This is a genomic window from Oscillospiraceae bacterium NTUH-002-81, from assembly GCA_032620915.1.
Taxonomy (GTDB): Bacteria; Bacillota; Clostridia; order Lachnospirales; family Lachnospiraceae; genus JAGTTR01.
In genome coordinates this window covers 2,904,726-2,923,588 of the sequence record CP136052.1, presented here as the reverse complement: position 1 = coordinate 2,923,588, position 18,863 = coordinate 2,904,726, and the positions used below count along the sequence as shown (strand labels likewise).

At 55.2% G+C, this 18,863-nt stretch carries 16 protein-coding genes and 2 pseudogenes; all 18 read left to right on the top strand.

The features are described from left to right. The first annotated feature begins 9 nt into the window (after positions 1 to 9). The 18 genes and pseudogenes from RJD28_14400 to RJD28_14315 all read left to right on the top strand — a co-directional run bounded on the left by RJD28_14400 (position 10) and on the right by RJD28_14315 (position 18,855). The gene (locus tag RJD28_14400; GenBank protein WNV57417.1) at positions 10 to 702 is read left to right on the top strand and encodes a TrkA family potassium uptake protein; all 693 of its coding nucleotides are present in this window, start codon (positions 10 to 12) and stop codon (positions 700 to 702) included. Positions 703 to 846: 144 nt separating this feature from the next. Then, entirely contained in the window at positions 847 to 1,983 is a 1,137-nt protein-coding gene (locus tag RJD28_14395) for an exonuclease SbcCD subunit D (protein ID WNV57416.1), read from the top strand. Continuing rightward, positions 1,980 to 2,405 (top strand): AAA family ATPase, encoded by a 426-nt coding sequence (locus RJD28_14390; GenBank protein ID WNV57415.1) that lies wholly within the window; start codon positions 1,980 to 1,982, stop codon positions 2,403 to 2,405. The genes RJD28_14395 and RJD28_14390 overlap by 4 nt, the downstream gene beginning before the upstream one ends. Next, a complete protein-coding gene (locus tag RJD28_14385) occupies positions 2,375 to 4,309 on the top strand; it encodes a hypothetical protein (GenBank protein ID WNV57414.1) in 1,935 nt (644 codons plus the stop codon). The genes RJD28_14390 and RJD28_14385 overlap by 31 nt, the downstream gene beginning before the upstream one ends. Continuing rightward, on the top strand, positions 4,230 to 4,598 hold the full coding sequence (locus RJD28_14380; GenBank protein WNV57413.1) for a hypothetical protein: 369 nt from the start codon (positions 4,230 to 4,232) through the stop codon (positions 4,596 to 4,598). Before RJD28_14385 ends, RJD28_14380 begins: the two co-directional genes overlap by 80 nt. Further along, a complete protein-coding gene (locus tag RJD28_14375; GenBank protein ID WNV59637.1) occupies positions 4,489 to 4,833 on the top strand; it encodes an SbcC/MukB-like Walker B domain-containing protein in 345 nt (114 codons plus the stop codon). The genes RJD28_14380 and RJD28_14375 overlap by 110 nt, the downstream gene beginning before the upstream one ends. Before the next feature lie 166 nt (positions 4,834 to 4,999). Next, the gene (locus tag RJD28_14370; GenBank protein ID WNV57412.1) at positions 5,000 to 6,178 is read left to right on the top strand and encodes a M20 family metallopeptidase; all 1,179 of its coding nucleotides are present in this window, start codon (positions 5,000 to 5,002) and stop codon (positions 6,176 to 6,178) included. Between the two features lie 247 nt (positions 6,179 to 6,425). Next, the gene (locus RJD28_14365) at positions 6,426 to 6,887 is read left to right on the top strand and encodes a MarR family transcriptional regulator (protein WNV57411.1); all 462 of its coding nucleotides are present in this window, start codon (positions 6,426 to 6,428) and stop codon (positions 6,885 to 6,887) included. Next, positions 6,868 to 7,548: a DUF6198 family protein gene (locus RJD28_14360; protein ID WNV59636.1), complete on the top strand. Its 681-nt coding sequence runs from the start codon at positions 6,868 to 6,870 to the stop codon at positions 7,546 to 7,548. The genes RJD28_14365 and RJD28_14360 overlap by 20 nt, the downstream gene beginning before the upstream one ends. Before the next feature lie 258 nt (positions 7,549 to 7,806). Beyond that, the gene (locus RJD28_14355) at positions 7,807 to 9,582 is read left to right on the top strand and encodes a diguanylate cyclase (GenBank protein ID WNV57410.1); all 1,776 of its coding nucleotides are present in this window, start codon (positions 7,807 to 7,809) and stop codon (positions 9,580 to 9,582) included. Beyond that, positions 9,545 to 9,703 (top strand): hypothetical protein, encoded by a 159-nt coding sequence (locus RJD28_14350; GenBank protein WNV57409.1) that lies wholly within the window; start codon positions 9,545 to 9,547, stop codon positions 9,701 to 9,703. The genes RJD28_14355 and RJD28_14350 overlap by 38 nt, the downstream gene beginning before the upstream one ends. 15 nt (positions 9,704 to 9,718) lie before the next feature. Next, complete coding sequence (locus RJD28_14345; protein ID WNV57408.1) at positions 9,719 to 10,075, top strand: Hpt domain-containing protein; 357 nt, start codon at positions 9,719 to 9,721, stop codon at positions 10,073 to 10,075. Positions 10,076 to 10,094: 19 nt separating this feature from the next. Beyond that, positions 10,095 to 12,927, top strand: a pseudogene (locus RJD28_14340) (TetM/TetW/TetO/TetS family tetracycline resistance ribosomal protection protein). Positions 12,928 to 13,043: 116 nt separating this feature from the next. Then, positions 13,044 to 13,196 (top strand): hypothetical protein, encoded by a 153-nt coding sequence (locus RJD28_14335; GenBank protein WNV57407.1) that lies wholly within the window; start codon positions 13,044 to 13,046, stop codon positions 13,194 to 13,196. 183 nt (positions 13,197 to 13,379) lie between these two features. After that, positions 13,380 to 15,077 (top strand): carbon starvation protein A, encoded by a 1,698-nt coding sequence (locus tag RJD28_14330; protein ID WNV57406.1) that lies wholly within the window; start codon positions 13,380 to 13,382, stop codon positions 15,075 to 15,077. Between the two features lie 258 nt (positions 15,078 to 15,335). Then, a pseudogene (gene greA / locus RJD28_14325) lies at positions 15,336 to 15,840 on the top strand (transcription elongation factor GreA). A 23-nt stretch (positions 15,841 to 15,863) separates the two neighbouring features. Continuing rightward, on the top strand, positions 15,864 to 18,167 hold the full coding sequence (locus RJD28_14320; protein ID WNV57405.1) for a M28 family peptidase: 2,304 nt from the start codon (positions 15,864 to 15,866) through the stop codon (positions 18,165 to 18,167). Positions 18,168 to 18,210: 43 nt separating this feature from the next. Continuing rightward, the gene (locus tag RJD28_14315) at positions 18,211 to 18,855 is read left to right on the top strand and encodes a GNAT family N-acetyltransferase (protein WNV57404.1); all 645 of its coding nucleotides are present in this window, start codon (positions 18,211 to 18,213) and stop codon (positions 18,853 to 18,855) included. The last annotated feature ends 8 nt before the right edge of the window (positions 18,856 to 18,863 follow it).

Here is an 18,863-nt window from a genome sequence, read left to right as displayed (position 1 = left end):
AGGAACACTATGTTTAGAAATAAAAGTAGTAAGACAACTTACGGTATCGTTGGTCTTGGACGTTTCGGCCAGGCGCTTGCCCAGGAATTGGCAGAATCCGGTGCAGAACTGATCGTTTTGGATCGTGACGAGGAGAAGGTGTCTGAAATAAGGGAATTAACGGAGAATGCGTATGTCGTGAAAAGTTTGGATAAAAAGACATTGCAGGCTTCTGGGATTCAGAATTGCGATGTTGCTGTAGTTTGTATCGGAGAGCAGATGGATACCTCGATCCTGACGACCCTGAATCTGGTTTCCCTGGGGATTCCAAAGGTGCTGGCAAAAGCTACAAGTATGGAACATGGTGTTATTTTGGAAAAACTTGGCGCAGAGGTCGTCTATCCGGAGCGGGATATGGCGGTTCGCCTGGCTGCCCGTCTGGAAATGGCAAGAGAACTGGATATTATCCAACTGAGTGAACAGATTAACATTTCCAAAATGCAAGTGCCGATGCAACTCATTGGCAAGAGTGTGGCCGATGCGAATTTGCGGGGGCGGTTCGGGTTGAATATTATTGCCATAGAAAGTGACGGACGGGTGCTGGAGAATATTCAGCCGGATTATTTGTTCTGCGCAAAGGATATCCTGTATCTTTCCGGCAGTAAAGATGGCTTGCTCCAAATCAATGAATGGGCAATTTATCAAAAGACCAAAGCTGTTTAACCGTTTTTGCAGGCATGGATGAGCATATCGCAAAGCCGCTGGATCGCGAACAGCTGATAGAAATCGTTGCCAGATTGGCCCGGGAAAAGAAACTTGCGATGGAACTGTAGATTTTATGGTAAAATATATGCAGAGGTGAGAAGTATGAAGCTGATGCATTTATCAGACCTTCATCTGGGAAAACGGGTGAACGGGTTTTCTATGCTGGACGACCAGCGGTATATATTAAAACAGATCACAGACGTGGTGGATGCGGAGCAGCCGGATGGGGTGCTGATCGCCGGGGATGTATATGATAAACCGGTACCGCCGGCGGAGGCCGTGCAGCTGCTGGATGATTTTCTCTGGCAGCTGGCCAGTCGGGGGCGACAGGTATTCCTGATCAGCGGCAATCACGATTCCCCGGAACGGGTGGCTTTTGGCGGGCGGCTCATGGGACAGAGCGGCATTCATGTTTCACCGGTCTATGATGGGAATGTGGCGCCGATTTCATTGCCGGATGCCTGGGGGGAGGTACATCTGTATCTGCTCCCTTTTTTAAAACCGTCCCATGTGCGGCGTTTTTTTGATGAAGAGGATCCGGAGAATTATACAGATGCCCTGCGGATTGCCATAGACCATATGCAGGTGGACGAAAGCCGGCGCAATGTGCTGCTGACCCATCAGTTTGTCACGGGGGCAGTGCGCAGCGATTCGGAGGAGGTGTCGGTGGGCGGCACAGACAATGTGGACGGGGCGGTTTTTGACTGCTTTGATTATGTGGCACTGGGGCATATCCACCGACCGCAGAAGGTGGGGCGGGAGACGGTACGCTACTGCGGATCACCGTTAAAATATTCCTTTTCCGAGGCGGGACATGAGAAATCCGTCTCCATTGTGGAACTGGAAGAAAAGGGGAATATCCATGTGCGCACGGTACCGCTGCGGCCCTGCCACGATCTGCGGGAGATCAGGGGAACCTATATGGAAGTGACGTCCCGACCATTTTATGAGGGCATGGCGCGGGATGATTACTTTCATATTACCCTGACCGATGAAACGGATGTGCCAAATGCCATCGGAAAGCTCCGGGTGATCTACCCGAATCTGATGAAGCTGGATTACGACAATGCCCGCACCCGGGGCAGCTTTCAGGTCGAGGCCACGGTGGACGTGGAGCACCTGTCGCCCATGGAGCTGTTTTCCCGGCTTTATGAAAAACAGAACCGGCAGCCTATGACCGGGGAGCAGACGGCTTTTGTGCAGGGACTGATAGAGAACATATGGGAGGACGCGCAATGAGACCACTTCGATTAACCATGTCCGCCTTCGGCCCCTATGCCGGGAAAACAGAGCTTTCCCTGGAGCAGCTGGGTACCCGAGGGCTGTATCTTGTTACCGGGGATACCGGTGCCGGAAAAACAACGATTTTCGATGCCATCACCTTTGCCCTGTTCGGGGAGGCCAGTGGGGACAGCCGCACGGCAGATATGCTGCGCTCCAAATATGCAGATGCCGGAACACCCACGCAGGTGGAGCTGGTGTTTGCTTATGCAGGGAAAACCTATAAGGTGCGGCGCAGCCCGGAGTATGAACGCCCGGCAAAACGGGGGGATAAGCTGGTAACCCAAAAAGGCGGAAGCCGAGCTTACGTTGCCGGATGGCCGTGTCATGACCGGGCTGAAGGATGTGGATGCCCGGGTGCAGGATATTCTGGGGGGTAACGAGAAAGCAGTTTTCTCAGATCGCCATGATCGCCCAGGGAGAATTTCGGCGGTTATTGCAGGCAAATACGAAAGAACGCATGGAAATCTTTCGGGGGATTTTTAAAACAGAAGGGTATGCCACGCTGCAGCAGCAGTTGAAAAACGAGGCGTCCAGATCCAGAGAACATTGCGCCGCGCTGCAGCAGAGTGTGCAGCAATATGTGTCTGGGCTTCGGTGTGAAGCGGAGGATCCGCTGGCTTCCCGGGTGGAACTGGCCAGAGAGGGGAGGCTTCCTTCGGATGAAATTTTACCGTTGCTGGAGCAGCTGCTGGCCCGGGACAAACAGGAAGCCGTGATGTTGGAAGAAAACCTGCACAGGACAGAGCAGCAACTGGATGTGCTGGGACAGAAGCTGCGGGATGCGGCTGCTCGGGCAGAGCGGGAAAGCCAGAAAAAGGCCGTGCAGGAGAACCTGGAACAGGCAGAACAACGGCAGCAGGCCGTGCAGTCCACTGCGCAGGAGGCGCAGGCGCTTCTTCCCCAGGCGGAGGAGGCAAAGCGGCAGAATGTGATCCTGGAACAGCAGCTGCCACGGTATGAAGAGCTGGAACAGAAACAGGCAGATCTGCGGCAGACCAATCAGGCGATACAACGCAGAGAAAAAGAATTGTCGGATACGAAGAACCGGCTTTCCACACTGGCAGAAGAACTGACTGTCATGCAGACAGAGGCAGGGAGCCTGGGGGATGTATCCGTGGCTCTGGCAGAGGCCAGGCACCGGGAAGAACAGCTGCACCTTCAAAAAACAACCATTCAAAATCTGCAGCGGCAGCTGACGGATTACGGGAAACTGCTGGACAGACTGGCCCGGGCGCAGGAGGCGTATGTGGCAGCCCGGGAAACGGCAGAGCAGCGGCAGGCAGAGTATGTCCACAAGAACCGGGCGTTTCTGGATGCCCAGGCGGGCATTCTGGCCCGGGATCTGACGGAAGGGCAGCCCTGCCCGGTGTGCGGATCCCTCCATCATCCGGTGCTGGCAGAGGCGTCGGCAGAGGCGCCGGATCAGGCGGCGGTGGAACTGGCGAAACAGGAGGCAGATCAGGCAAGCCAGGAGACCAGCGAGAAAAGTGCAGCAGCGGCAGCGCTGCGGGGACAGCAGGAAAGCCAGGAGGCAGCTCTTGTGGAGGCACTGCGGGTGCAGTTTGCAAAAGCAGGAGAGGAAGAGTCACAGACGATAGATCCCCGGAAACAGGAAAGGTCGAATGTGTTGATTGTTCTGGCGTTGGGTGTGCCGATGGATGTTCTTCAACAGCAGAAACATTTGACGTATCTGATACGAACAGCGGACGACCAACTGCGCACGCTGTCAGACCAGTTGAAAACACTGGAGAAAAAGCAGCAGCGCCGCCGGTCCCTGGACAAAACCATTCCTGAAAAGCTGGAAAAACAGAAGCAGACAACGGACGAACTACAGGCTTTGGAGAAAACGCTTGCCGGGGAAACTGCCCGGCGGGATGCACTGCAGACACAGATCCGCCAGCTGACGGAGCAGCTGCCCTTCGAAGACCGGAAAACGGTGGAAGAGCACATACAGAAGCTGGTGCAGAAGGCGCAGGAGGTCGAGAAGCAAAATGAGGCTGCCCGACAGGCACTGGAGGATGTGCAAAAGCAGATCGAAGGGTTACAGGGACAGAAAAAAACACTGGAAGAGCAGCTTCTGGCGCTGCCGGTCTGTGACGTGGAGGCGTTACAGGCAGAGCAGGAAGCTGCACAGCAGAAAAAGAAGCCAGCTTACGGAAAAACAGCGGCAGCTTGCTGTGTATCAGAACAACCATCGGTCCGTGCGGGACAATTTTTCCAAGCAGTCCCAGGCGCTGACGGCGGCGGAGCACCGCTATCAGTGGGTGAAAGCACTGTATGAGACCGCCAGCGGCACCATCAGCGGCAAAGAAAAGATCACACTGGAAACATACATCCAGACCACCTATTTTGACCGCATCCTGAACCGGGCCAACGTCAGGCTCATGGTCATGTCCGATGGACAGTATGAGCTGAAACGGCGGGAACTCCCCGGCAATCGAAAATCCCAGAGCGGCCTGGATCTGGACGTCATCGATCATTACAACGGCAGCGAGCGCAGCGCCGATACCCCTGTCCGGCGGAGAAGCCTTTCTGGCGTCTCTGGCGCTGGCACTGGGGCTTTCCGATGAAGTACAGGCATCTGCAGGCGGTATCCGGATGGACACTCTGTTCGTGGATGAGGGCTTTGGCTCTTTGAGTGAAAATGCGCTGGAGCTGGCCATGAAAGCCCTGACCGGGCTGTCCGAGGGCAACCGGCTGGTGGGCATCATTTCTCATGTGTCGGAGCTGAAAGAGCGCATCGACCGGCAGATCGTTGTCACGAAAGACCGCACCGGGGGCAGCCGGGCGGAGATCCGCTATTAAAATATGGGTGGTTTTTGAGGTCAGACATGAAAAACTTGGAAAAGATATGAGGATTGTCCGCTTTTCCAGGATTGGGTATAATAGAATAAAGATCTGTCAGCAGGATGACGGACAGGCCGTGCATCAACGGTCATAAAATAACAGAATGACAGAAGGAGTTGCTTGTATGGATTTTTATAAACGTGCACAGGAATTAAAGGAAGAGACCATCGCAGACCGGCGGTATCTGCACACCCACGCGGAGGACGGCCTGGAGCTGCCTCAGACGAAGGCTTATGTGATGGAGCGGCTACGGGCTTACGGGCTGGAACCGAAGGACTGCGGCCACGGGGTGACGGCGACGCTGGGAGGCGGCCAGCCAGTGCTGCTTTTGCGGGCGGATATGGATGCGCTGCCCATGCCGGAGGAGAGCGGGGAGCCTTTCGCCTGCCCCACAGGGGAGGACGCCCACGCCTGCGGCCATGATTTTCACGCGGCCATGCTGCTGACGGCGGCGCGGATGTTAAAGGAACAGGAAGGGATGTTAAAGGGAACGGTGAAATTCATGTTCCAGCCGGCGGAGGAGACGTTCCAGGGCAGCCGGGATATGATCGCAAACGGCATTCTGGAGGAGCCGCATGTGGATGCGGCGCTGGCCTACCATGTGTCCCCGGGGCGGATGCCGGTGGGGCTGTTTATGTACAATGCGGGCGGCACCATGATGTATTCGGTGGACGGTTTTCGGATCACGATCACAGGGAGAGGCTGTCACGGCGCTTATCCTCAGGCAGGGATCGATCCCATCAACATCGGGGTGCATGTGCATCTGGCGCTGCAGGAGCTGATCGCCAGAGAGTGCAAGCCGTCGGACGCCTGCGTGCTGACCATCGGCCAGTTTCATGCGGGTACGGCAGCCAACATCATCCCCCAGACGGCGGTGCTGGAGGGAACGATCCGCACCAATGAGAAGCAGGCGCGGGAGCTGCTGGTGCGCAGGATGAAGGAGGTGGCGGAGCGTACCGCTGCGGTGTACGGCGGAACGGCCAGCATCGAGATGCTCTCGGAGGTGCCGCCGCTGATCTGCGACCAGGCCATGACGGAGGAAATCGTTTCTTATATGAAGGAGCTGGATATTCCGGGACTGACGCCGTATCCGGGGGTGTCTGCCAGTGCGTCCGAGGATTTTGCCGTGATCGCGGAGCGGGTGCCGTCGGTGTTCATGTATCTGTCAGCGGGCTATCTGGACGAGCGGGGCGATTACCCGGCCCACCACCCGAAGGTGCGGTTCAATGAGGATGTGTGCCCCATCGGCGCCGCCTGCCTGGCGCACTGTGCAGTTCGGTGGTTACAGGAAAATGCGAGGTAAGATGACTTGTTTGTACAGCATTTTTGAGCAGAAGATGTGGTTCAATGAAGAAGTGTATCTCATCAAAGCAGCAATAGTCAGGATGTTGCGGATGTATGAAACGATGTTGGATGAAATTGCGTGTTGACATTTCTTGCCATCCGTCTATAATAATACTTTAGAAAGTAAAAATAATTGGTATGCGAACTATTGATATACAAAGAGAATGAAGCCCGAACCTGCATACCCATACAGAACAGGAGAACCCATGGAACATTCCTTACATTATCAGTTGAGAGCCTGCCATACGAATTGTCAGAAAGCGATTATCACAAAGCTGCGCCAGACCGGAGATCTGCGGCCGGGAGAGCCGAAGATCCTGGAATTCCTGCTGGAGCATGAGCCCTGCGAGCAGAAGACGATTGCTGCGGGCTGCGGCCTGGATCCGGCGTCTGTCACGGGCATCCTGGGAAGAATGGAAAGCCGGGGGCTGGTGACGCGTGCCTGCCGGGACGGCAACCGCCGGTCCCTGTTTGTGACGATGACGGACTACGGGCGGACGCTGGCCCGGGAAGTGGAGGAGACGTTTGCACTGGTGGACGGTCGGGCGGTGGAAGGCCTGACTGCCGGGGAGCAGGAGACGTTTCTTGCGCTCCTTGCGAAGGTGAATCGCAATCTGGAAGATCTGACGGAGGGGAAAGAAATTGAACATGACAGCAACAGCAAATGACAAGATCAGAACAGGCAACTATGCGGTGCGGTTTCCGCTGTATATTTTAGGACTTTTTATTATGACACTGGGGGTATCCATGTCGGTGAAATCCAACCTGGGTGTGTCCCCGGTGAGCTCGATCCCTTATACGATTACATGCATTACAGGGCTGGAGATGGGAAAGGCAACGATCCTTTTCCACACCTTCCTTGTATTTTTGCAGATCCTTATTCTCGGAAAAGCCTTTGAGAAGAAAAACTTCCTGCAGGTGGTCGTGGGCGTGCTGTTCGGATACTTTACTACGTTTTCGAACTATCTTTTTTCCTTCCTTCCCACGCCCGAAAGCCTGCCGGTCCGTCTGGTGATGATGCTTTGCAGCACCTGCATCATTGCCGTGGGTATTTTCTTCTATCTGCCATCAGACATCATGCCTCTGGCCGGAGAAGGCATTATGAAAGCGATCTCCGACAAAACGGGGATCGCCTTCAGCAAAGTAAAGATCGGTTTTGATGTTACCATGGTGGTGGTTTCCTTTATCGCCTGCATGGTTGCCCTGGGCGAACTGGGCGCTGTGGGTATCGGCACCATCACGGCGGCTGTGCTGGTGGGCACCGTCCTTGGCTTCCTCACGAAGCTGTTCGGGGAAAAACGGGATGCCCTGCTTCACGGCACCCGGTAATACGATATAGACCGGCGCCAGCCAGAACTGAACAAAAATTGTGTCAGAAATAAGATTGTTACGGGCGGAGAATCCAGATCGCAGGATTCTCTGCCCGTTTTGCGATATGCATATGTTTTTCTTTTAGAAACAGCAAAAATTAAGAAAACCGTTAATATCCGCACAATAAAACATGGACAAAGGTTTTCAAAATGAGTATAATCAAAACAGGATGATCGAAAGGTTTACAAATACATATAGATGAGGGAATTCAAACGAATGGAATCACAGACGAAGATGACAATGGAGGAGCTGCAGCAGGAGAAGTCGTACCTGGAGAAGTTTTTCACTGAGGTACGGGTTCTGAAGGGGGCAGTTCTGGAAGCGGAAGAGGACAGAGACCGGATTGCGTACAAGGCGCTGCAGGAACGATCCAAATGGAGCGGCCTGGAGCCGAGAGGCACGGCCACCTGTCAGGTCATCGCAAGATATGTGGAGGTGGACGGCGAGCCGTATGTGCTGGAGCTGGTCAGCGAATTGGATGAGAATCCGCAGCTGTATACCGGCGGTGCAGATACGCTGGAGACGTTTATCGAGCATTACAATGAGCGCCTGTATACAGACGCGCTGACCGGTGTGTATAATCGTCGGTATTATGAGGACGAGATCAAGCTGCTGACGATCCGCGCGGGGGTTGCGGTCATCGACCTGGATGATTTTAAGCTGTACAACGATCTGTACGGCCATCACGCCGGGGACATGGCGCTCTGCGCGGCTACCCAGGCGATCCTCGAATGCGTCCGCAAGTCTGACATCCTGATCCGCTACGGCGGCGATGAATTCCTTTTGATCTTACCGGATATGTCGGCGGAACATTTTGACCAGAAGCTGGAGCAGATCCATCAGAAGATCTGCCGGGCCAAGGTGCAGGATTTCAATAAGATCCAGCTGGCAGCCAGCATCGGCGGTGTCCTGGAGACAGACCACACGGTGGAGGAAGCTGTGGAGCGGGCAGACCGGCTCATGTACCAGGCCAAGAATCGGAAGAATTCTGTGGTGACAGAGAAGAATGAGACCGGGATCGCTGCGGAGATCACAGAGCTGGAGCAGGAGGAAGAGGTCGGCAAGCAGCTGATCCTCATTGTGGACGATTCGGAATTCAACCGGGCGCTGCTGGCAGAGATGCTGCGCAAGGATTTTTCCATTATGGAAGCGTCCTCCAGTGAGGCATGTCTGGAAGCGCTGCAGCAGTATGGCACCGGCATTTCCCTTGTGCTGCTGGATATCGTCATGCCCGGCATGGACGGTTTCGGCGTGCTGAATGTGATGAATTCCCGTCACTGGATCGATGATATTCCGGTCATCATGATTTCCAGTGAGGATTCCGCCCAGCACATCCGGCGGGCGTATGACATGGGCGTATCGGACTACATCAGCCGTCCCTTTGACGCGGAGGTCGTATACCGGCGAGTATTTAACACGATCAAGCTGTATGCGAGACAGCGCCGTCTGACGTCCATTGTGTCTGATCAGATCCATGAGCGTGAGAAGAGTTTCCAGATGATGGTGACGATCTTAAGCCACATCGTAGAGTTCCGTAACGGCGAGAGCGGCCTGCATGTGCAGCACATCCACAATCTGACAGAGATGCTGCTGTCCCGCCTGGTGCAGAAGACGGATGCCTACCCGCTGTCCTGGTCGGAGCAGTATGTCATCACCATCGGTTCGGCCCTGCACGACATCGGCAAGATCGGCATTGATGAGAAGATCCTGAACAAGCCGGGCAAGCTGACACCGGAGGAGTTCGAGATCATGAAGTCCCATACGCTGATCGGCGCGGCCATGCTGAACGACCTGAACACGTACAAGGACGAGATGCTGATGAAGGTGTCTTACCAGATTTGCCGCTGGCATCATGAGCGGTATGACGGCAGAGGCTATCCCGACGGCCTGAAGGGGGGAGGAGATCCCGATTTCTGCCCAGGTGGTGGCGCTGGCAGATGTGTACGATGCTCTGGTGAGCAAGCGGGTATACAAGCCTGCGTTTTCCCATGAGAAGGCGCAGGAGATGATCCTGAACGGGGAGTGTGGCGCGTTCAACCCGATCCTGCTGGATTGTCTGAAGGACATCAGCAAGGAGATCAAGCTGCGCTATGAAAACGACGAGATGAAATGATGGGGGAGAATGACAATGACGGTAAAAGAGTGCTATGAAAAAGTGGGATCCGATTATGAGGCTGTGCTGAAAAGGCTTGGAAGTGAGGATATGCTGAAGCGCTTTTCCATTAAATTTCTGGATGATCCGAGTTTTCAGTCTTTGCAGGAGAATCTGAAGGCAGGTAACACCCGGGAAGCATTCCGGGCAGCGCACACGTTGAAGGGAATCTGCGCGAATCTGGGATTTGACAGGCTGTTTGAGACGGACAGAGAACTGACAGAGCTGCTGCGCGGAGGTGACCAGACCGGATGGGAGCCGCTGTTCGCACGGGTGGAAGCGGATTACAAAGCACTGACAGCGGTCATTCGGGAGCTTGCAGCGGAAAGCTGAGTATGGAAGGGGCTTTTTTATGCCTGTTGATAAGAAAAATAGCAAGAAAAGAAAACATGTCTGTGTGGGTATTCTGGCCCACGTGGATGCGGGAAAAACAACTCTGTCGGAAGCGCTGCTCTACGAGAGCGGCAGCATCCGCAAACTGGGACGGGTGGATCACCGGGACGCTTTTCTGGATACGGACGCGCTGGAGCGGGAGCGGGGCATCACCATCTTTTCCAAGATGGCGGAATTTTCTACGGAAGAGATGGACGTGACGCTGCTGGATACGCCGGGGCATGCGGATTTTTCCACGGAGATGGAGCGCACCCTGCGGGTGCTGGACTATGCGGTGCTGGTCATCAGCGGCACGGACGGCATCCAGGGGCACACGGAGACGCTGTGGAAGCTGCTGGAGCAGTACCGGATCCCCACGTTTCTGTTCATCAATAAGATGGATCGGCCGGGGACGGATGCCAGATCCCTGCTGCTGGAGCTGCGGCACCGGCTCCATGGCGGCTGCATCGACTTCGGACGGCCGGAGGGGGACGAGCTCTTTTATGAGGATGCGGCGCTGACGGACGAGGATGTGATGGAGGACTTTTTGCTGACCGGGCGGGTGGAAGATGCGGTCATTGTCCGTCTCATCCGGGAGCGGAAGATTTTTCCCTGTTATTTCGGATCGGCGCTGAAACTGGAGGGCATCCGGGAGCTGCTGGCGGGACTGGAGGCGTATACAGAAGAGAAAACCTATCCGGCAGAGTTTGGTGCCCGGGTGTTCAAGATCGCCCGGGATGAGCAGGGCACAAGACTGACGTATCTGAAGGTCACCGGCGGCAGCCTCCGGGTGAAAACCATGCTGGAGGGCCGGGACTGGCAGGAGAAGGCTGACCAGCTGCGCATCTATTCCGGTGTCCGGTATACGACGGCGGAGGAGGTGGCTGCGGGCCAGATCTGTGCGGTCACCGGTCTGTCGTCCACCGTGCCGGGAGAAGGGCTGGGCATCGAGCCGGAGGGGGAAAAGTCCAGGCTGACACCGGTCTTGAGCTACCAGATCTGTCTGCCGGAGGGGACGGATGTGTACCAGGCCTTTCTGAAATTAAAGCAGCTGTCGGAAGAAGATCCCTCTCTTTCCATTGTGTGGGAAAAAGAAAGCGGCGAGATCCATGCCCGGGTCATGGGTGAGATCCAGATCGAGGTGCTGCGCAGACTGATTCGGGATCGGTTCGATATGGAAGTGACCTTTGCGGACGGCAGCATTGTATACCGGGAGACGATCCTGGCCCCGGTGGAGGGCGTGGGCCACTTTGAGCCGCTGCGGCATTATGCGGAGGTGCACCTGCTGCTGGAGCCGGGAGAACCGGGCAGCGGCCTGACCTTTGCCACAGCCTGCAGCGAGGATGTGCTGGATCTCAACTGGCAGCGGCTCATTCTTACCCATCTGGCGGAGGTGCCCCACCGGGGCGTGCTCACCGGATCACAGATCACGGACATGAAGATCACCCTGCTGTCGGGGAAAGCCCATCTGAAGCATACCGAGGGCGGGGATTTCCGGCAGGCCACGTACCGGGCGGTGCGCCATGGCCTTATGCGGGCCGAGAGCGTGCTGCTGGAGCCGGTGTATGTGTTCCGGCTGGAGGTGCCTGCAGAGCTGACGGGCCGGGCCATGTCGGATCTGCAGCGGATGAACGGCCAGCTGGACGAGCCGCAGACGGAGGACGACTACACCATCCTCACCGGCAGTGCGCCGGTGGTTGCCATGCAGGGGTATCCATCCCAAGTGGCTGCCTACGGCAAGGGCCGGGCAAGGCTGTCCCTTCGCCTAAAAGGCTATGAGCCGTGCCACAATGCGGAGGAGGTCATTGCCGCTTCCGGGTACGATCCCGAGGCGGATGCAGCGCATCCGGCGGGATCGGTGTTCTGTGCCCATGGGGCCGGATACTATGTGCCCTGGCAGGAGGTGGCGGAACATATGCACCTGCCCTGGGGATGGCTGCCGGGCCAGAAACGGCCGGAACCCGGCAGTACCGGACGGCCTGCGGGCATGCGCAGCGGCGGCGGAAACGCCGGGCGGATGGCCGGGGGGCTTCGGGGCTGAGGACAAGGAGCTGGAAGAGATCTTCCGGCGCACCTACGGCGAAGACAAACGGGAACGGACGCGAGCGGCGCGGCTGGTGACGGCGGCGGAGCAGAGTGCATCCCCGGCGAGAGTGACCGGGACAGATGCTGACGGTGAACAGCACAGTGGGAAGCTGGCTGGTATGGGAAATGCCAATCCGGCAGACAAGCCCGAAGAGTACTTGCTGGTGGACGGCTACAATATCATTTTCTCCTGGGACGAGTTAAAAGACCTGGCGAAGGACAGTCTGGACGGCGCCAGGGGGCGGCTCATGGAAATCCTGAGCAACTATCAGGGCATCCGGGGCGGTACGTTGATTCTCGTGTTTGACGCCTACCGGGTGGCAGGCGGCCGGGGCTCCATCTTTCAATATCATAACATTTATGTGGTGTTTACGAAGGAGGCGGAGACCGCGGACCAGTATATTGAGAAAACGGTGCATGCCATGGGGCGCAAGGCCCGGGTAACTGTGGCTACCTCTGACGGCCTGGAGCAGGTGATCATTCTGGGACAGGGCGCAGTACGCATGTCAGCGAAAATGCTGAAGGAGGAAATCTTGTCGGCATCGGCAGAACTGCGGGAACTGTATCGGGAGGTGGTACAGGAGGGAACTGCCCGCAGCGGCAGCGGCCTTTTCGACAAGCTTTCCGGGGAAGAGGCACAGGCCGTGCAGGATGCCAGGCTGGGCAAACGGGAGTTATTTGATGCCGGTAACGAGAGTGGAATTGTGAAAAATAACGAAAAAAAGTAAAATAAGTATAAAATTTTTCCATATATTTCCACTGGCATTTTTGATAAAAAGGTGATAAAACATAGGTAACACAAAAAGAAATGCAGTGAATGGGATACACTGCGGTGGATTTTTTCATGACAGAGAGCCGTCGGCCGGTGCGAGACGGAATGAAGCCCACAGCAGCATCACCCTGGAGCATCCCGCTGAAAGAGATTTTCGGATCGGCAGTAGGAGGGGACGGATTCTCACCGTTACAGGAGACGCTGTTGGCATGCGACAGCAGATAAGAGATCGGACAGAAATATCCGGTAAGCAGAGTGGTACCACGGAAGAATGACTTTCGCCCCTGCAGTCTTTGTACAAGGACTGCGGGGGTTTTTTGATTTTTTAGATGGTAATTTTTCCGCAGCAGCATTGTTTTTGTGAAAATACTTTCCACCCGTGTGGAAATCAGAAAAGAGGAGTTACATATGAATGGAATCACAATGATGGTTATCGCCATTGTCGTTCTGGGAGGCGCTTATCTGTTGTATGGCCGTTATCTGGAACGGAAATGGGGTATTGACCCCAACGCAAAAACGCCCGCTTATGAAATGGAGGACGGTGTAGACTATGTACCGGCAGACACCAATGTGGTATTCGGTCATCAGTTCGCATCTATTGCCGGTGCAGGCCCGATCAACGGCCCCATCCAGGCTGCCATGTTCGGCTGGCTGCCGGTACTGCTGTGGGTTCTGGTGGGCGGCGTGTTCTTTGGCGCCGTGCAGGATTTTGCATCCATGTACGCATCGGTAAAAAATAAAGGACGTACCATCGGTTACATTATCGAGGAGTACATTGGCAAGTTGGGCAAAAAACTGTTCCTTCTGTTCTGCTGGCTGTTCTGTATCCTTGTCGTTGCCGCTTTCGCAGACGTGGTGGCCGGTACCTTTAATGGCTTTGCCACAGATGCTGCCGGTGCTGTGACAACAGTAAAAGCCAACGGTGCCGTGGCAACCACCTCCATGCTGTTTATCATAGAGGCAGTGATCCTTGGAATGATTTTAAAACATGCCCGTCTGAATAAATGGGTGAACACTGCCATTGCCATCCTGATGCTGGTAGCTGCTGTTGCCATCGGCCTGAACTGCCCGGTTTACCTGACAAGAACGACCTGGCATATCATTATTTTTGCCTATGTTCTTGTGGCCTGTGTAACGCCGGTATGGGCACTGCTCCAGCCAAGAGATTACCTGAACAGCTACCTGCTGATCTTCATGATCGTAGGTGCCGTTGTCGGTGTGTTCGTATCCAATCCGTCCTGTAACCTGGAAGCTTTCACCGGATTCAACGTGGATGGGCAGTACCTGTTCCCGATCCTGTTTGTTACCATTGCCTGCGGTGCCGTTTCCGGCTTCCACTCGCTGGTATCCTCCGGAACCGCATCCAAGCAGATTAAGAGTGAGCGCAACATGCTGCCGGTATCCTACGGTGCGATGCTGATGGAAAGTATGCTGGCTGTTCTGGCACTGATCGCCGTCGCATCCTTCGCGAAGGGAGAGGCAGCAGCCCAGGGCCTGACCACACAGCCGCAGATTTTTGCAGGCGCCATTGCAAACTTCCTGACAGCTGCAGGCCTGCCTTATGATCTGGTATTTACCCTGATCAACCTGGCTGTATCCGCTTTCGCCCTGACATCCCTGGACTCTGTTGCCCGGATCGGCCGTCTGTCCTTCCAGGAGTTCTTTGTGGAGGACGGTATGGATGAGGGCAACATGAGCCCGTTCCTGAAAGTCGTTACCAATAAATACTTTGCAACCATCCTGACACTGGTGCTTTCCTATCTGCTGGCAAAGGTCGGTTATGCGGAAATCTGGCCGCTGTTTGGTTCAGCCAACCAGCTGCTGTCTGTTCTGGCACTGGTTGCCTGTGCTGTATTTTTAAAGAAAACCAACCGGCAGGGCGCAATGCTCTGGTTCCCCATGGTCTTCATGATGGGTGTGACCTTTACCGCCCTGAGCATGACCATTGTCAAACTGAGCAAAGCATTTGTGACTACAGGATTAACGCTTGGAACAACCCTGCAGCTGATCTTTGCAGTCCTGCTGCTCATCCTTGGTGTCATCGTAGCTGTACAGGGCATCCGCAAACTGGCAGAGAAAACTGAAAAAACCGCGAAGGCAGCGTAACATTTTTCTACATATATTATAGAAAAAAAGAGGCGCGCCGGACGTATGGATCCCCCGGAGGAATATCGCAGCAGCTGTTCTTCCGGGGGATTCTTTTGCGCAACTGCGCTGGCGGGGTGTCCGGAACTGTCCGTTGACAGATTTTCCCGACTGGTCTATGATAGCAACATGACAGGTCTGCGAAGAAATTTTTGTGGAAACAGTGCGGGCATGTTTATCAGATTGAAAACAGAATGGAAACAGAAATGGGGCAGTGATATGCGGGATCAGTTGACGAAAAATGATATCAAAAAAATAGAAGAAGAGATCGAATACCGGAAACTGGTGGTGCGAAAGGAAGCCATTGAGGCGGTGAAGGAAGCCAGAGCCCAAGGGGATCTGAGTGAAAACTTTGAGTATTATGCGGCGAAGAAGGACAAGAATAAAAATGAGAGCCGGATTCGCTATCTGGAGCGGATGCTCCGCACCGCGGTGGTGGTCTCTGACGAGTCCAAAGAGGACGAGGTGGGCATCAACAACACGGTGACCCTTTATATAGAAGAAGACGACGAGACGGAAACGTATAAGCTGGTGACCAGCATCCGGGGCAATTCTCTGGAGGGGGAAGATCAGCACCGAGTCCCCGCTGGGCAAGGCCATCCTTGGGAAAAAGCAGGGGGATCGGGTGCTGGTAAAGGTCAACGACAATTACGGCTATTATGTGGTGATCAAAGCCATTGATAAAAGCACCAACGATGCGGAAGACGATATCCGTAAATTCTGACAAAAAGGAGGCGCCAATCGGCAATGGAAAAGACAGAAGAGAATTATTTGGAGGCGCTGGATATCGGATATTCTTATAACCTGGCAAAAAAGCTGGAGGAATTTCGAAGCAACCCTGCCCTGGGCTACCGGACGGCCGGTTCCGCAGCAGAGCGGCAGGCCGGACAATTCCTGGCCAGGGAAATGGAGCGCATCGGCTTTTCGGACGTGTCCTGTGACCGCATCGACGTGGATGCCTGGGAGTTTGAACGGGCGGAACTGACGGTGGAGGAAGCGGGCCGGGCGCCCCATCATTTTCAGCTGGGGGCCTACCAGACCCATTTTGTCACCGACGGGCCGGAGATATTTTCGCTGGTGGACGTGGGCCGGGGAACGGCTGCGGACTATGAAGGACTGGATGTTACCGGCAAGCTGGTGCTGGCCAGCATCAACCAGCGGGAAGAATGGTGGATCAACTATCCTGTGTATCAGGCAAGCTGCAAGGGCGCCCTGGCACTGATCGCTGTCCAGGACGGCGGCTATGGCAATGTGGATGAGAAAGCACTGAATGCCCAGGATATCGCGGGCCCGGAGGATGCACCGGCATTTTCTATTTCCCGGGCGGATGCGGCAGTGCTGAAACGGCTCATGCACGGGGAGAAGGAGATCACCGTACAGTTTGACGCGGTGTCCCGGATCCGGCGGGATGCCCATACCTGCAACATTGTGGGACGGCTGCCGGGGCGGCACCGGGATCGTTATCTCATGCTGTCTGCCCATTATGATTCCTATTTTGACGGGTTTCAGGATGACAATACGGCCATTTCCATGATGCTGGAGATCGGCCGGGCTTTGAAAGAAAGCGGCTACGAGCCGGAAAATACCATTTTGTTCTGTGCCATGGCGTCAGAGGAATGGGGCGTGTGCGACTCCAAGTACGACTGGTCAACAGGGGCTTATGAAGAAGTGTTCCGGGTACACCCTGAGTGGCGGGGCAAGGTTATCGCGGATTTCAACTTTGAGCTTCCGGCGCTGATGCACAAGGCCCAGGATGCCATTCACAGCACCCATGAGTACCGGACGTTTCTGGAAACCTTTTTAAAGGAATTGCCGGTGTCAACGGCATGCTATCCGGAGGGGATCTGCGTCAGCACGCCTATAGAGACGTGGTCGGATGATTTTTCCATCGCGATTGCAGGCATTCCGTCCATGGTCAACAATTTTTCGGACGGCAGCTTCATGGAGACCCACTATCATTCCCAGTTCGACAATGACGAATTTTATGACGAGAAGGTATACCGGTTCCACCATGAGCTGTACGGGCTGCTGCTCATGCGCATGGATCGGCTGGCGGTGGCACCGCTGAACTTCGGGGAGCTGTTTGCCCGGGTGCGGCAGTCGCTGGACAGGGAGCAGACAAAAGCGTATGGACTTCCGGTGCAGGCGCTGGCGGATCTGCTGGAGGAGGGCGAGCTGCAGGGGCGGCTTGTCTATGCGAAAATCTGTGAGATCAATGCCTGGTATGACAGGCTTCTGCGGGAAGGCAACCGGCAGGAGGCAGAAGAACTTTTCCAGGCCGTGAGGGAGATGGAGCAGACTCTTCTGGCGCTGTTCTATCAGGAGCAGAGCGAGCTGGTGACACTGAGCTGGCATGATGATGTGCTCTTTCCCCAGGAAACCGCCCAGAACAACCTGCGCTGCCTGGAGGCGGCGATAGAAGCGCTGCGGGAGGCGCAGAAAGCCGCAGAACCCAATCAGGTGGCGAATGAGCAGGCCGGAGTAGGAGACGCAGAACAGGTGGCAAATAGACAAGCCGGAGCCGCAGATGGGGAGCATGGTGAGAATGCGAAGGCCGGAGTTGCAGGAGTAGAGCAGACTTGTGGCGAACAGGCAGAGACATTCAGACAGGCGAATGGTGTGCAAGCCTATATCCGTAAAGCTCTGGAAGCACTTTATGAGATCGACAACAACCGCTATGCGTTCCAGTTCGATGAGGAGGTATACCGGCATTTCACAGACTATGTGCTCTCCCAGCCGGAGAGCCGGACGAAGTGGGGTACCGGGCGGATCCGTGACCACGAGAACCTGTATGCGCTGGTGCGCAGTCTGATGACGGAGCTGGCAGAGACATCATCCGACGACAGCGCTAGTCGTGGCGAGGGCGAATCCGATGCGGTGATGCGGTCTGTGCATGCCACGGAGCAGGAGGCAGCCCGCCAGCAGCGCTTGAAAGAGGCACGCACTTGGCTGGAACAGGCGAAGCTGCGCCAGATCGCCTGCTGCCGGAGAGATCTGGAAGGAATGCAGAAAACGGTGCAGGAAATGATCGCAAAGCTGCAGACGCTCTGATGCGGGGCACACGAAAACAAAAAGGATAAGAGGAACACATACGATGGAATCAGATCGTTTATATAAGGTAAAAAAAGAAGACTTTGGAAAGCTGGAGCAGCTTCTGACCCGCTGTTTTATCGAGGATCCGCTGTATTGTCAGCTGATCCCGGATCATCAGATGCGGGAAAAACTGCTGCCGGAGCTGTTTGACTGTGACCTGACGGAATTTTACGAAAACTGCGAGATTTTCGCGGACAGTGAAGAGATGAGAGGCATCTTGGTCGTGTCGGATGAGGCGGAGCCCTACAATATTTTCAAATATTTTCTGACGGAGGCCCAGGCCTCCCTGCGGACGGATGGATTTCTCATCAGGGAGGATCCTTCCTTAAAAACCTTCTGGAACTTTTTTGTGGGGCGGGATTATCTGAACTCCCGGTGGACAGCCCAGCTGCATCAGCAGCAGCGGCTGCACATCATTTATCTGGCGGTGGATCCGAAGGCCCAGCATCACGGCGTGGCCGATCTGCTGCTGCATGAGGTGATCCGTTATTCCGAGGAAAACCGCATGATGATCTCGCTGGAGACACACAACGAGAAAAATGTGGCCATGTATGAGCATTTTGGTTTTAAGGTATTTGGAATCGTGGAAAAACATTTTCCGCTGAAACAGTATTGCCTGATCCGGGAAATTCAGGCAGAGGTCTGAGAGGAGGA